This is a genomic window from Pseudomonas sp. IT-P2 (assembly GCF_949767575.1).
GTDB lineage: Bacteria > Pseudomonadota > Gammaproteobacteria > Pseudomonadales > Pseudomonadaceae > Aquipseudomonas > Aquipseudomonas pharyngis.
Window position 1 is genome coordinate 356,810 of record NZ_CATKQA010000022.1, and the last position, 14,225, is coordinate 371,034.

Here is a 14,225-nt window from a genome sequence, read left to right on the forward strand (position 1 = left end):
AGATGCGGGGCTTTTTGTTGGTTTACCGCTTGATCGTTCCCACGCTCCGCGTGGTAACGCATCCCGGGACGCTCTGCGTCCCTGCCGTGCGGGACGCGGAGCGTCCGGGGCGGCATTCCCACGCAGAGCGTGGGAACGATCAGCTTGAGTGTCTTATTGGCGGAACGGCGCGAAGTTCACATTGGTGCCCGCCGGGCGCATGTCCTGCAGGTACGAGTCCTTGTCGGCGCTCAGTTCCAGGCTCAGGGCTGCCTTGCGCTTGCCTTCGTTGCGGATCACCAGGCCTTCGAGTTTCTCGCGCAGGAACACGGTCGGCACTTTCAGATGCAGCAGTTCGTCGGTGGCCGGGGTGTGCATCAACAGGTGGATCCACTCGTACTGACCGATCGCCAGGCGCGACACCGGCAGGTCGAACCACCAGATGTTGCGGTTACGGTTCAGTTCGGCGAAGTGGCAGTTGTTGGTGCCGAGCACGGCACCGCCCAATTCCTGGTTGCGACGGGCGATGGCCTGCTTTTTATCGAGTTTCATAACATTCCTGCGGGGTCGGTTCTGTGGCGCCTGGCGCCCTTTTGATGGGCATTCTCGGGGGTACGCTCGTAAACATAAAGCCCAACCTGCACACCGCGACGAAATGAAGCCCTGAAAATAAATGAAACTTGGCGCAAACCGGGTCAGTCAATCATTACGTACTGACTTTCCCCGTTAATGTTCCAAGGAGAATCACCATGGGTAGCACGAGCGATAAAGTGAAAGGCATGGCCAACGAAGCGGTCGGCAACGTCAAGCAAGGTGTCGGTAAAGCCACCGATAACACCAAACTGCAGGCCGAAGGCAAAGTGCAAGAGAAGAAAGGCGAGGCCCAGCAAGCGGTGGGCAAAGCCAAGGATGCGGTCAAGAAAGGCGTCGACAAGGCCTGATCAGGCCTTGAACGAAACAGCGAAGCGGCCATCCAAGGATGGCCGTTTTCGTATCCCGCTCACATGCGGTCAAGGAACACAGTGTTTCAAAGTCGCCAAGTAAGCTACTTTGATGAGAGAAAAACGGCCCCTGAGTCGCCACGACTTCAACCTGTTTTGCGGCGAAAGGAGACGCGAATGATTTTCCCCGACATGAAAGGTCTGCCCCTGCACCGGGTGATGGTGCGCACGGTCACCGAATTCGTCGACGACGAGATGTCGACCTATGCCTCGGCACTGGCCTACCAGATGCTGTTCTCGCTGTTCCCGTTCATTCTGTTTCTGATTGCCCTGATCGGTTTCCTGCACCTGCCGGACTTCTTCTCCTGGCTGCGCCTGCAATCGGAGCTGGTGTTGCCGCCCCAGGCGCTGGAGCAGGTCAACCCGGTGATCGATCAACTGCAGCAATCCAAGGGCGGCCTGCTTTCGGTGGGTATCGTCATCGCCCTGTACACCGCGTCTGCCGGTGTGCGCCTGATGATGAGCGCGATGAACGCCGCCTACGACGTGGTCGAGGGCCGGCCCCTGTGGAAGCGGTTTCCGCTGTCGATCATCTACACCGTCGGCATTGCCGGCATGTTGCTGGTGGCCGCAGCGCTGATGGTGCTCGGCCCGCAGGTGATGGGCTGGATCGCCGCGCAGGTCGGGCTCGAAGAAGTCATCGTTACCCTGTGGACCATCGCCCGCTGGCCGGTGATCGTGATTCTGATGATGGTGGCCGTGGCGCTGATCTATTACGTGATGCCCGACGTCAAACAGGAATTTCGTTTCATCACCCCCGGCTCGGTGCTGGCGGTGGTGGTGTGGATCATCGCGTCCCTGGGCTTCGCGTTCTACGTCAAGACGTTCGCCAACTACAACGCCATGTATGGCAGCATCGGTGCAATCATCGTGCTGTTGCTGTATTTCTACATTTCCGCCGCCGTGTTGTTGCTCGGTGCGGAGATGAATGCGGTGATCGAACACATGTCCAGCGAGGGCAAGGATTCGGGCGAGAAAGTCCCCGGCGAACTCGATGAACATCCCAAACAACACGTTTCCGGCCTCGGGCGCGATCATTCGCTCAAGCCGAACACTGACGAAGCCTGATCATGATCCGTGAAATCCTGAAGATGGGCGACGAACGCCTGCTGCGCATCGCGCCGCCGGTGCCCGCTGAAATGCTCGACAGTCCCGAGCTGTGGCAATTGATCGACGACATGTTCCAGACCATGGAAAGCGTCGGCGGCGTTGGCCTGGCCGCGCCGCAGATCGGTGTCGATCTGCAACTGGTGATCTTCGGTTTCGAGCACAGCGAGCGTTACCCGGACGCCGAAGCAGTGCCGCAGACGATCCTGATCAACCCGCTGATCACGCCGCTCAGTCCGCTGATGGAGGAGGGCTTCGAAGGCTGCCTGTCGGTGCCGGGCCTGCGGGGCGCGGTGGATCGATACCAGCGGATCCGTTACGAAGGCGTCGACCCCAAGGGTGAGCCGATCTCGCGGGAGGCCTCAGGGTTCCATGCGCGGGTGGTACAGCATGAATGCGATCACCTGATCGGGCGTTTGTACCCTTCGCGCATTACCGATTTCAGCAAGTTCGGTTTTACCGAAGTGATGTTTCCGGATCTCGATCCCAACGCTGACGACTGACTAGCCCGCGCGCGGTGCCAGTTCCATGGCAATCATCGGCTTGCTCCGCGCATAACGACTCAAGCGCTCGGCCATGGCCTGGGGCAGGGCAGGATCGAAAGTGAAGCCGCGCCGCTCGTAGAATTCGCGCAAGTCCGGGTGGCAGAACAACCACACCGGCATATCCACACCCTTCACCGCTTCGGCAATCAGCTGTGCGGCAATGCCTTGCTCACGGCAGGCCGGATCGACGAACAACCCGGTCAACCAATGTCCGCCGAACACCGGCCGCAGACACAACGCCGCCACGATTTCCTCTCGCCGCGCCACCCATAATTGCGCCTCGCGCACCGCTTTCATCGACGAGTGATGCTGGCGGTAGAACTTGTTCATCAAGGGCCAGGACAGGTCGTCGAGCTGGCTGTAACGGATGTCGGTCATGAATCGGACTGCCGGTGCAAAAGCTGCGGATTATAAAACAACGTGCCCGCCGGGATAGGTGTATACCTGATCTCACATCCCCTCTGAGTGGAGTACGCATCATGTCCAAAGGTATGGATTCGAAAAAAGCCGCGAAGAAGAAACCGGCCAAGACCGCCATCGAAAAACGCCACGAGAAGAGGGCGAAAAAAGTCGACATTTTTGGCCATTGATCACGCCGTACGGGAGCCCGGATCCGGGCTCCTGTCTTGTCCTTGAAATCAGCGTCCTTAAAAAAACCGCAAAAATAATCTGCAAGATTTCCCGTTGGTGTTGCACAGAACGATCAGACCCTCGTTCCGAGCCACGCCATGCCCCACTATTTCGACGATGCCCATCGCCAACAGATCGAAACCCTGCGCCAGCGCTTCACCGCCCGCACCGAGTGGCCGACCTGGCTGCTGCTGATCGGCGTGTACGGCGGCTGGTTCGCGATTGTGCTGGGCAGTGAATGGCTCGGCCTCGGGTGGAGCACGCTGCTGCTGATTCCGTTACTGGTGCTGTGGCTGTCGGTGCAGCACGAATTGCTCCACGGTCATCCGACGCGCTGGACCTTCGTCAACAAAATCCTCGGCTATGCGCCATTTGCGGTGTGGTATCCCTACACGCTCTATCGCGACAGCCATTTGCAGCACCATCGCGACGAAGACCTGACGATTCCCGGCGTCGATCCCGAAAGCCGTTACCTGAGCGCCGAGCGCTGGCAGGGCCGTTCGTTGTTCGAACGCAGTCTGCACTGGCTGAACAAGACCGTATTGGGCCGCTTCATTCTTGGTGCGCCGCTGGCGTTGCTGGCGCTGGCCGGTGAAGAACTGCAACGTCTGAAAAGCGGCGAGCGCCAGGCTTGGCTGATGTGGTTGACCCACGGCGCCTTGACCGTGCTGATGCTGTTCTTCATCGCGCGCTACAGCGTGTTGCCGGTGTGGCATTACCTGTTTTTGATCAGTGTGCCGGCGCTGTCGATCGCGATGGTCCGCTCCTACTATGAACACCGACCGCACGAGAGGCCGGAACAGCGCACGGTACTCAACGAAGCCGGATGGCCATGGCGCTGGCTGTTCCTGAACCTGAATTTCCATCTGGTACACCACGACTTGCCGAAGCTGGCGTGGTACGACTTGCCCGAGGCCTACCGCATGCGCCGGGAACAGTGGGTGGCGCGCAGCGGCGGGTTTCTGGTGCAAGGTTATGGGCAACTGTGGCGCCGGCACGGCATCAAGCCGATCGACAGCCCGCAGCATCCTTTTATTTGAGGCCAGCATGACGTCAGGTTACGCAGAACTGTTGATGTACATCGCACCCGAGCCGATTCGCGCGGCGAACGAGCAGTGGCTGGCGCGGATTCTCGAACACCTGGGCCGTTCGCGGCTCGATGCCGAAGGCCTGTCGCTGCTTGAACTCTGGCGTTCGCCTGAGTTGCTGCTGACCCAGACCTGCGGCTATCCGTTGATGACCGCGCTGCGTGGGCAGGTCAGGATTGTCGGTCGTCCGCGTTACGAATTGCCTGACGCCACTGCCGGCAACCATTGCAGCCTGATCCTCGCCCGCGCCGATGATCCGCGTCGCAATCTGGCGGAGTTCTTCGACAGTCGCGGGGTGATCAACAGCGACGATTCCAACAGCGGCATGAACCTGTTGCGTCAGCGTTTGGCGCCGCTGCATCGGGACGGTCAGTTTTACGCCTCTGTGGGCATCAGTGGCGGGCATCGCGAAAGCCTGCGCTGGTTGCGCGAAGACCGCGCCGATCTGGCAGCCATCGACAGCGTGACCTTCGCGTACCTGGCGCAGTACGCCGCCGCAGAGGTCAGCGGCTTGCGGGTGGTGGCACGCAGTGCGTTCAGCCCGACCTTGCCCTTCATCACCGCTGCCAGCACGACGGACGAACAGATTGAACACCTGCGCCGGGCGATGAATCGCAGCCTTCAAGACCTGCCCGATGTGGCCCGCATCCTCGGTTTGCCCGAAGTCCTGCCCGCCAGTGAAAGCGATTACCTCGTCCTGCTGGATTATCAGCGCGAGGCCGAAGAACTGGGTTATGGCCGCTTGCGCTAGCAGTCTCTTGTAATTCACTAATGGAATATAAAAATTCTTTTTAAGTATTTTTAACGCATAAGGCGCCTTGCTAGGATCGCGCCACCGGACGACCGGACATTCAGCGACCCTTGACCAAGGAGCCCCCATGTCCGGCGCCGACTCATCCCATCGCAATCATGTGCACACGTTGTTTGGCGACCATTACCAGTGGTTGTGCACACGTCTGCGTCGGCAATCGAATGATGCGGCCACCGCCGAAGACATCGCCGCCGAAACCTTCGCGCAACTGCTCGAAGCCCCGGGCCTGACCGCCATCCGTGAACCCCGCGCCTTGCTCACCACCATCGCCCAACGCCTGCTGTACGAGCGCTGGCGGCGGGGCGATCTGGAGCGTCGACATCTGCACCAACTGCAACAGGGCGACCTCGATCACCCGCCGTCTCCCGAAGAACTCGCCGACCTGTCGCAAAGCCTCAAGCATTTGGACCGCACGCTCCAGCGCCTGCCGGGCAAAGTCCGCTCGACCTTTCTGCTGGCGCGCATTGACGGCCTGACCTACCCGCAAATCGCTGCCGAACTGGGCATCTCCCAGCGTTCGGTGAGCCTGTACATGACCCGTTCCCAGGCCCTGTGCAACCGCCACAGCGCCAACCAAACCCTGACTTCCTCCCAGAACAAGAGGTCCGCATGAGATCGCTCAAAACCCTGCTCGGCAGTTCGCTGCTGGCCCTGACCCTGACTGCCGGCCACGCCGTGGCAGCGGAAAAAACCGCGCCGATTCACTTCGGTGACATCACCTGGGAAAGTGGCAGTTTCATCACCGAAGTGCTGCGCCTGATCGTCGAGAAAGGCTACGGCTACCCGACCGACACGCTGCCGGGCAGCACCGTCAGCCTGGAAGCGGCGCTGGCGAAAAACGACATTCAGGTGATCGGCGAAGAGTGGGCCGGGCGCAGTCCGGCGTGGGTCAAGGCCGCCGCCGAGGGCAAGGTGTTCGGCCTGGGCGACACGGTGAAGGGCGCCACCGAAGGCTGGTGGGTGCCGGAATACGTGATCAAGGGCGACCCGGAGCGCGGGATCAAACCGCTGGCGCCGGAACTGAAATCCGTGGCCGATCTGCCGCGCTACAAGGATGTGTTCAAGGACCCGGAAGACCCGAGCCGCGGGCGCTTCCTCAACAGCCCGACCGGCTGGACCTCGGAAATCGTCAACAGCCAGAAGCTCAAGGCGTATGCGTTGAACGACAGTTACGTCAACTTCCGCACCGGCTCCGGCGCGGCGCTGGATGCCGAGGTGGCGTCGTCGATCAAGCGGGGCAAACCGGTGCTGTTCTACTACTGGTCGCCGACGCCGCTGCTCGGTCGCTTCAAACTGGTGAAGCTGGAAGAGCCACCGTTCGACGCCGAAGCCTGGAAAACCCTGGCCGATGCCACCAACCCCAATCCGAGAGGCACCCGCTCGATGCCGGCGAGCCTGGCGATTGGCGTGTCGGCGCCGTTCAAGGCGCAGTACCCGGAACTGGTGACGTTCTTTGAAAAGGTCGACTTGCCGATCGATCTGCTGAACCAGACCCTGGCCGGGATGAGCGAGAAGCGCCAGCAGCCACGCCAGGTGGCCGAGGCGTTCCTGCGCGATCAACCGCAAGTGTGGAAGCCTTGGGTTCCGGGTGATGTGGCAAACAAGGTGAGCGGCAGTTTGTAGTTCTTTCCGATGTTTTTGTAGTGCTGCACCGACACCATCGCGGGCAGGCCCGCTCCCACAGGGTTGTGCGCAATGTTAAAGCCAGCGTGGTACCTGTGGGAGCGCGGCTTGCCCGCGATGGCGTCCGACCGGCAAAAACGTTTTTGCGCTGAACCGTTTCTCGTCCGCTTCCTGTCCGAACTCCCGCATTACTGGCCGACTAGTGGCCTTGCGCAAGGCCTTGCGCTGTCTATGCTCATTCATAACTAACTATGTCGACCGCCATTCAAAGCGCTCCGACGGCAATCGGTTAGCCGTGAACAAAGCTGCCAGAGTGCGCAATCCAAGGCACCGACACTTGACCGACAAGGAGCTGTTTTTTAAATGGAAGTTCTTCTGCATGTTAGGAATGGCCCGCCCGCGGGCTATCAAGAAAAGGATGTCTTGATTAGAGCGTCGCTGCATGGACTCTTTGATTAATCATCGCTTATCACCTGACAACTTCCTCCCGTGGAGGAAGGCGTGTGCCTGTTCTGTGGAACGTAGTGGTGGATTCTGAAAGACCTGAACTTTCATCAAATCAAAAGAACGCGCGGAAGGTGATAGAGACATGTTCAACCTACATCACAAGGCTGATCTGCAGGAAATCGAACGTTTCAGCTGTGCCCTGACCGAAGCCAACGCCAAGCTGGCGGCGATCAGCCGTTCGATGGCAATGATCGAATTCACCCCCGAGGGCATCGTTCTGGATGCCAATGACAACTTCTGCAAGACCATGGGCTACAGCGCCGATGAAGTGCGTGGCAAACATCACCGGATCTTTTGTGAAGAAGCGTTCTATCGCAGCGAGGAATACGCCAGGTTGTGGCGTGACCTGGCCCGTGGCGAACCCATCAGCGGCACTTTCCTGCGCTTGAACAAGAGTGGGCGGGAGATCTGGCTCGAAGCCAGTTACATGCCGGTGTATGGCCCGGACAAACAAGTCCGCAGTGTGATCAAAGTGGCGGCGGACATCACCGCGCGCGTGAACAAGGAAAAAGAAGAAGAGAGCATGCTGGCGGCGATCGGTCGCTCTATGGCGGTGATCGAGTTCACCCCGGAAGGCAATGTGATCACGGCCAACGACAACTTCCTCAAGACCATGCAGTACTCGCTCAACGAAATCGTCGGCCATCACCACAGCCTGTTCTGTCATCGGGTCGAAGCCGAATCCGCGCAATACAAGGCGTTCTGGGCATCGCTCAATCGCGGCGAATATCACTCGCACCGCTTCGAGCGCAAGAACAAGTCCGGGCAAACCGTTTACCTGGAAGCGTCGTACAACCCGCTGTTCGACGCCAAGGGCCGCTTGTACAAAGTGGTGAAGTTCGCCAGCGACATCACTCACCAGATGACTACCTTGCAGACCGCTGCGGAATCGGCCCACAGCACTTCGGTACAAAACGACGCCTGCGCGCAAAAAGGCTCACAGGTCGTGCAGCAAACGGTGCAGATCATTCAGGACATTTCCCGCGACCTCAACGAAGCGGCGCTGAGCATCGATGCAGTCAGCAAGCAGTCGGACATCATCGGCACCATCGTCCAGACCATTCGCGGGATTGCCGACCAGACCAACCTGCTGGCGCTCAACGCCGCCATCGAAGCGGCGCGCGCGGGTGAACACGGGCGTGGTTTTGCGGTGGTGGCGGATGAAGTGCGCAGCCTCGCGGCGCGAACCAGCCAGGCGACCGTGGAGATCGTCGACGTGGTGCGCAAGAACCATGAGCTGTCACTGAGCGCAGTGTCGAGCATGCAGTCGAGCCTGAGCCGCACCGGGCTCGGGGTGGAACTGGCGAACGAGGCGGGGGATGCGATTCGGGAGATTCAGCAGGGCTCGCGGCATGTGGTGGATGCGATCAGTCAGTTCAATGAGACGTTGAGATTAGAGTAGCGACTTGGGAATTGCCCCTCTGTATAGAGGGGCAAAATTTTCTCGATCACTCTTTTTCGGTCAAGGAAAAGCTACCAATGGCATTTGCATAATTGGACGCGTTGTCACGCTCTTCTGCCCTGAACTTGAAGGTTCCTCTTGCAAACCTTTTCGTAACGTCTACTTCCAGAATTGTTATTTCCCCGCCCTCTGTAACTGCAGGCCAAGAGCTGACCAATCCGCTTTGATTATAAAAACCAGTGACGCTAAGGTCCTTTGTGAAGGGATATGTGCCAGTTTTGATCTCACCATTGATGTCCACTTGGGCACCTCGTAACCCGTTGGGACCTACTTGGAAACCGCCGACACGTAGCTTTTTTGAGGTGACGATGAAAAAGAGCTCAGTAGTGGTGATGGTTTCTTCCGGGCCACCGTTTTCGCTCACTTTTAAACCAAATAGCCCAACTGCGTTGTTTTCCACGTTCATTTTTAATTCCTTTTCTTGGCTGAGCTGCTGGCGGAGCGGCATTGCTCCTTCACGGTTGATGTTGTTTCAGCTTTGATGGGGAGGACAACTGTCAGAACTTACAGGTATCGACTCTCGGGAGTAAGAAATCGACTAGCGGTAACCGGACGGTGAGGTCAGAGTCTCGAGTGAGACTCTGCTGAGGGAAGGGATCTTCTTAGAGCGAAGCGAGGAACTTGTCCGCCGACTCGTCGCTGATCTTCGCCGAGTTGGCGTCTTGCTTGTTCTGCTTCTCGGCTTCGGCCAGCTTCATCTTGTCCTGCAGTCGCTCGGCGATTTCTTTGCCGATGGCCAGTTGTTTCTCCGGCGGCATGGCTTTGATGTCGTCCTCGGTCAGGCCCATTTCCTGGAGGATACTGTCGCGCAGACGCTGTTCCGGCGTTTTGCTCATGTAGTCCTTGAACTCATCCATAGCCGATGAGCCCGTGGATTTGCTCGGCGAAGTATCGGAGGTTTGCAGGGCGACACGGGTCTTGGCGAACGCTTCGTCGACGTTGTCGCTGATACGCGTGGCTTCGCTGACTTGCTGGGTCGCCAGTTGGGTGGCTGATTCCTGCACTTTGGCGTTGGCTTCGGCGGTTTGCGCCTGGGCCTGGTTTTGCAGGGTTTGCAGCATCGCCCCGTGCAGTCCGCCTTGCAGTCCGGCTGCGGCGGTGGAGGTGGCGTCATCATTCAACTGCTTGGGCAGATGAATGATTTGTTGTTGTTTTGCACTGACCAACATGATGAGAGAACCTGTAGGTAATGACTGTCAGTCCTTGGCAGCAAATACCGTGCCCATCAAATAAGTCTTTTTATTTCAAATGCTTGTGGTTTTTGGTGAACCGGCAAAGCGGTCATCCCTTGCCGGTGGGCGGCAGAGGATGACCGTTGTCCGTCAGCGATGGGCGATGTTTTCCAGCGCCAGATTGCGGGTGCGGGGGCCGAAGTAGCCGATGGTCAGCATCACGATCAGCATGCTGGCGACGATGAACGCCAATACGCCCGGCGTGCCGAAATGATCGAGGAACAGACCGATCAACAGGCTGCTGAACACCGTCGACAAACGACTGAACGAATAGCAGAAGCCCACCGCCCGGGCGCGGATGTTGGTGGGGAACAGTTCGCTCTGATAGGAGTGATAACTGAAGCTCAGCCAGGCGTTGCAGAAGGTGATCATCACCCCGCAGAAGATCAGGCCGAAGGCGCTGGTCTGCAACGCGAACAGGGTGCCGAAAGTCATGGCGCCGAGGGCCGAGCCGACGATCTGCCACTTGTTCTCGAAGCGGTTGGCGAATTTGACGAACAGCAACGGCCCGAGCGGGTAGGCGAGGGTGATGATGAACGCGTACATCAGACTGTGGGTGACGCTGACACCCTGGCCGGAGAGCAATGCTGGCAGCCAGTTGCCGAAGCCGAAGAAACCGATCGCTTGGAAGATGTGAAAGACGATCAGCATCAGTGCCCGGCGCCGGTACGGTGGCTGCCAGATATCGGCGAAACGGCCCTTGCCTTCGACATCGACGGCTACCGCTTCCGGCGCATCCAGTGGCTGACGGTGATCCTTCTCACAACGCGCCTCGATACCGTCAAGAATCCGGTTCGCCTCATCGAAGCGGCCATGCTGGGCCAGCCAGCGCGGCGACTCCGGCAGACGTTTGCGCAGCCACCAGATGAACAGTGCAAACACCGCGCTCGCCAACACCACCCAACGCCAGCCGGACACCCCAAACGGCGCCTGGGGCACCAGCCACCAGGACATCAGCGCCACTGCCGGCACCGACAGGAACTGCACGAAAAATGCGAAGGCAAACGCCGAACTGCGCATGCGTTTGGGCACCAGTTCCGAGAGGTAAGCGTCGATGGTCACCAGCTCGATGCCGAGGCCGATGCCCACCAGAAAACGCATGCAGATGATCCCCAGCGCCGAACTCTGCACGCCCATCAGTACCGTGGCCACGGTGTACCAGACCAGCGCGAAGGTGAAGATCGCCCGCCGACCGAACCGATCGGCCATCGGGCTCAGCAGACTGGCGCCGAGAAACAAACCGAGGAACGTCGCTGAGGCGAACGCAGCCTGATCGGAGAAACCGAACACGCCCTGATTGCCGGTGGCGAAGATGCCATCGCGGATCAGGCCGGGGCTGATGTAGGCGGTCTGGAACAGGTCGTAGAGTTCGAAAAAACCACCGATCGACAGCAGCGCCACCAGCCGCCAGAGGGTGGCGACTGCGGGGAGGCGGTCGATGCGGGCGGAAATCTCGGCGGCGCGTATCGGGTCGATGCCGTCGCGTTGCGCGGCGGGGGCGTGTGCAGTCATGGGCTGATCCATTTTTTATTGATGGAAAAGCTTAGCCTGCTATCGGAAATCAAGGATTGTTTATATCGGCGGTTGGTGAGGGAAAACCGCCGATTTCTTGCAATATCCGCTTACCAATTAACGATTTATGTCGCGGGCTGCGCATCCGGTAGTGCCGATGCCGGAAGGCCGAACACCTTATCGAACAGCCAGTTGAACGCGAAGGTGTAGCAAGGGATGAACACGATCAGTGCCAGATCCAGCAAAAAGGCCTGCACCAGACTGATGTTCATCCACCACGCGATCAGCGGAATCAGGAACACGATCAGCGTCAGCTGGAAACCGACGGCGTGGGCGATGCGCCGTTTCACCGTGCGGGTGCGCGACACCTGGCGGCTTTCCCAGCGCTCGAACAGCGAGGTGTAAATGAAATTCCAGGTCACGGCGATGCTGGTGATGATCACCGCCAGCGGGCCGGTGCTGCCGGGCGAAGTGCCGGACAACAGGGCGAGGCCCAGGGCCGAGAAGGTCATGCCGATCACTTCATAGAGCGACACATAGACCAGTTTGCGTTTGACGCCTTGCATGGGGAATTGCCTCTTTCTTGCGACTTGTGGCCAGTGGGGCTGGCGAAGGCGACGAAAGATAGCTTCAATGCAGGTGACAGAAAAAGTCAGTAGCTTTCAGTTTTATTGATAGGTGTGTGAAGTGAATTTCAACAGTGAAAGCATCGAACTGTTTCTCGCCGTGATTGAGCGCGGCTCGTTTTCCGCAGCGGCCAGGGCATTGGGCAAAGTCCCGTCGGCGGTGAGCATGGCCATCGGCAATCTGGAGGCCGAACTCGGTTACTCGTTGTTCGACCGCAGCCACCGCGAACCACAACCGACGGCAATGGCGCTGTCGCTGGTGCCCCATGCGCGGCTGATCGCCGATCAGCTCAAGCAATTGCAGGTGCATGCGGTGCAGTTGTCGCTGGGGCTGGAGAGCAAGTTGTCGATAGGTGTGGCGGCGGATATCGACCGCCGACGTTTGCTGACAGCGATCAAGGACATCAGCGAGCGTCATCCGCTGCTCGACATTGAAGTGCTGACTGCACCGCAAGATGACGTGCTGGCGATGCTTCACAGTGGTCGAATCAGCGTGTGTCTGGCGTTCGCCGGGTTGAGCGTGAATGTGCTGGAGCGTTTTCAGTTCGTCGGCAGTGAACGGATGATCGCCACGCTGGCGGCGGACAGCCCGTTGTTGCAGGGGCAGGATCTGTTTCTCGAGGACTTGGTGCATGTGCGGCAGATCGTCGTCGGCAGTCGTGATTTGCCGATCAGCGAAACCCGGCCGCTGGTGGCCGAATCCCACTGGCGCACCGACAACCTGGAAACGGCGCTGGAGATGGTCGAGGCAGGGTTGGGCTGGGGCAATTTTCCGCTGTCGGTGGTGCAGCCCTGGTTTGATAGCGGACGGCTCAAACGCCTGAATTTCCGCAACATCGAAAACGGCCTGGTGCTGCCGGTGCATGCGGTATGGCTCAAGAGCCAGCCGCTACAGAAGGGTGCGGCGGCATTGGTTGAAATACTCGGACGGTGATCGTTCCCACGCTCCGCGTGGGAATGCCTCAATGGACGCTCTGCGTCCGGCTCTGGAAGGGACGCGGAGCGTCCCGGGCTGCATTCCCACGCGGAGCGTGGGAACGATCAAACAGAAGGCTCAGAGGTCAGGTGCTCTCGCGGATTTTGAGTTCGAAGCCCATGTCTTCGACCGGCCGCGCCACGCTGTTGCCCGCCATCAATGTCAGCATCTGTTCCGCTGCACGCTTGCCGATCGCCTCGCGGGGCGTGTTGATGCTGCTCAGGCGCGGCACCATGTGCTCGGACATCGGCAAGTCGTTGAAACCGAGAATCGCCACCTGCTCTGGAATCTTGATCCCGTTGCGCAGCGCTTCGAGCAAGGCGCCCTGAGCCAGGTCGTCATTGCCGAAGAAGATCGCATCGACATCCGGATGCGCCGCCAGCAATTGCAGGAACAACTCGCCACCCAGACCTACGGACGATGAACGCGGGGTCAGCACTTCCAGATCCGGGTCGTAGCGCCCGGCCTTCTGCAACGCCTTGCGAAAGCCTTCACCGCGCAGCAGGGTGCGCTGATCGAGTTGCGCACCGATGTATGCCAAGCGCTTGCGGCCACGGGACAGCAAATGTTCGGCAGCCGTTTCGCCGGCGCTGAGCTGCGAGAAGCCGACGCAGTTCACCCCGGCGGCGCTGTCCAGTTCCATCATGTAGACGCAGGGAATGTTGCTGGCCTCGATCATCCGCCGCGAACTTTCGGTGCGGTCGAAACCGGTCAGCAGCAAACCGCGTGGCTGATAGGCCATGTAGTTGCGCAGCAGGTTTTCTTCTTCATCGCGGGAATAGTGGAAGTTGCCGATCAGCACTTCGAAGCCCTTCGGCGTGAGCACCCGATGAATGGCTTCCAGGGTGTCGATGAACAGCAGGTTGGACAGCGAAGGCACCAGAACCACCACCGAATGGCTCTGGGCCGAGGCCAGAGCGCGGGCGGCGGGGTTGACCACATAGTTGAGTTCCAGCGCGGCTTTCTGCACTTTTTCCACCAATTCGGTGGCGACCGTGCTGACCCCACGCAGGGCGCGGGAGGCGGTAATCGGGCTGACGCCGGCCAGACGGGCGACTTCATTAAGGGTGGGACGGCCGGTGGTGCGGGTGTTTTTATCGTTTTTAGGGGTGGTCATCGGGCGGCT

15 protein-coding genes and 2 pseudogenes are annotated in these 14,225 nt (G+C 59.4%); 10 read left to right on the forward strand and 7 right to left on the reverse strand.

The genetic code is table 11. From position 1 onward, the window contains the following. Positions 1-153: 153 nt before the first annotated feature. Positions 154-531 carry a hypothetical protein gene (locus ACM6JM_RS14220; protein WP_007951149.1) on the reverse strand — a complete coding sequence of 126 codons (378 nt, stop codon included), beginning with the start codon at positions 529-531 and terminating at the stop codon, positions 154-156. A gap of 197 nt (positions 532-728) precedes the next feature. On the opposite strand from ACM6JM_RS14220, the gene ACM6JM_RS14225 reads away from it, so the two are divergent. The 3 genes from ACM6JM_RS14225 (at position 729) to def (ending at position 2,590) form a co-directional block, all read left to right on the forward strand. Beyond that, positions 729-920 carry a CsbD family protein gene (locus tag ACM6JM_RS14225; RefSeq protein ID WP_064598911.1) on the forward strand — a complete coding sequence of 64 codons (192 nt, stop codon included), beginning with the start codon at positions 729-731 and terminating at the stop codon, positions 918-920. 177 nt (positions 921-1,097) lie between these two features. Continuing rightward, positions 1,098-2,048 carry a YihY/virulence factor BrkB family protein gene (locus tag ACM6JM_RS14230; protein WP_039766115.1) on the forward strand — a complete coding sequence of 317 codons (951 nt, stop codon included), beginning with the start codon at positions 1,098-1,100 and terminating at the stop codon, positions 2,046-2,048. A gap of 2 nt (positions 2,049-2,050) precedes the next feature. Beyond that, entirely contained in the window at positions 2,051-2,590 is a 540-nt protein-coding gene (gene def / locus ACM6JM_RS14235; RefSeq protein ID WP_039766116.1) for a peptide deformylase, read from the forward strand. Here def and ACM6JM_RS14240 read toward each other — a convergent pair whose 3' ends face one another. Continuing rightward, positions 2,591-3,010, reverse strand: coding sequence for a GNAT family N-acetyltransferase (locus tag ACM6JM_RS14240; protein WP_414882095.1), 420 nt, complete (start codon positions 3,008-3,010; stop codon positions 2,591-2,593). Between the two features lie 350 nt (positions 3,011-3,360). Between ACM6JM_RS14240 and ACM6JM_RS14245 the strand changes: the two genes are divergently transcribed. The 6 genes and pseudogenes from ACM6JM_RS14245 to ACM6JM_RS14270 all read left to right on the forward strand — a co-directional run. Continuing rightward, positions 3,361-4,302, forward strand: coding sequence for a fatty acid desaturase (locus ACM6JM_RS14245; RefSeq protein WP_103386028.1), 942 nt, complete (start codon positions 3,361-3,363; stop codon positions 4,300-4,302). Between the two features lie 7 nt (positions 4,303-4,309). After that, the gene (locus tag ACM6JM_RS14250; RefSeq protein WP_414882096.1) at positions 4,310-5,101 is read left to right on the forward strand and encodes a phosphate/phosphite/phosphonate ABC transporter substrate-binding protein; all 792 of its coding nucleotides are present in this window, start codon (positions 4,310-4,312) and stop codon (positions 5,099-5,101) included. Between the two features lie 127 nt (positions 5,102-5,228). After that, positions 5,229-5,774 (forward strand): sigma-70 family RNA polymerase sigma factor, encoded by a 546-nt coding sequence (locus tag ACM6JM_RS14255; RefSeq protein ID WP_039766123.1) that lies wholly within the window; start codon positions 5,229-5,231, stop codon positions 5,772-5,774. After that, a complete protein-coding gene (locus tag ACM6JM_RS14260) occupies positions 5,771-6,784 on the forward strand; it encodes an ABC transporter substrate-binding protein (protein ID WP_414882097.1) in 1,014 nt (337 codons plus the stop codon). The genes ACM6JM_RS14255 and ACM6JM_RS14260 overlap by 4 nt, the downstream gene beginning before the upstream one ends. Before the next feature lie 589 nt (positions 6,785-7,373). Beyond that, positions 7,374-8,144, forward strand: a pseudogene (locus ACM6JM_RS14265) (PAS domain-containing protein); the annotation flags it as partial. 120 nt (positions 8,145-8,264) lie between these two features. Continuing rightward, positions 8,265-8,693 (forward strand): annotated as a pseudogene (locus tag ACM6JM_RS14270) (methyl-accepting chemotaxis protein); the annotation flags it as partial. A 46-nt stretch (positions 8,694-8,739) separates the two neighbouring features. On the opposite strand, the gene ACM6JM_RS14275 reads toward ACM6JM_RS14270, so the two are convergent. The 4 genes from ACM6JM_RS14275 to ACM6JM_RS14290 all read right to left on the reverse strand — a co-directional run bounded on the left by ACM6JM_RS14275 (position 8,740) and on the right by ACM6JM_RS14290 (position 12,063). Further along, complete coding sequence (locus tag ACM6JM_RS14275) at positions 8,740-9,201, reverse strand: hypothetical protein (protein ID WP_074688282.1); 462 nt, start codon at positions 9,199-9,201, stop codon at positions 8,740-8,742. Positions 9,202-9,355: 154 nt separating this feature from the next. Further along, on the reverse strand, positions 9,356-9,922 hold the full coding sequence (locus ACM6JM_RS14280; RefSeq protein ID WP_134334308.1) for a hypothetical protein: 567 nt from the start codon (positions 9,920-9,922) through the stop codon (positions 9,356-9,358). Between the two features lie 153 nt (positions 9,923-10,075). Next, positions 10,076-11,497, reverse strand: coding sequence for an MFS transporter (locus ACM6JM_RS14285; protein WP_039766134.1), 1,422 nt, complete (start codon positions 11,495-11,497; stop codon positions 10,076-10,078). Between the two features lie 125 nt (positions 11,498-11,622). Then, positions 11,623-12,063, reverse strand: coding sequence for a PACE efflux transporter (locus tag ACM6JM_RS14290; RefSeq protein ID WP_039766137.1), 441 nt, complete (start codon positions 12,061-12,063; stop codon positions 11,623-11,625). A gap of 121 nt (positions 12,064-12,184) precedes the next feature. On the opposite strand from ACM6JM_RS14290, the gene ACM6JM_RS14295 reads away from it, so the two are divergent. Next, positions 12,185-13,057: a LysR family transcriptional regulator gene (locus ACM6JM_RS14295; RefSeq protein WP_074688276.1), complete on the forward strand. Its 873-nt coding sequence runs from the start codon at positions 12,185-12,187 to the stop codon at positions 13,055-13,057. Positions 13,058-13,184: 127 nt separating this feature from the next. On the opposite strand, the gene ACM6JM_RS14300 is transcribed toward ACM6JM_RS14295, so the two are convergent. Next, complete coding sequence (locus tag ACM6JM_RS14300) at positions 13,185-14,216, reverse strand: LacI family DNA-binding transcriptional regulator (protein ID WP_007951123.1); 1,032 nt, start codon at positions 14,214-14,216, stop codon at positions 13,185-13,187. Between the last annotated feature and the right edge of the window lie 9 nt (positions 14,217-14,225).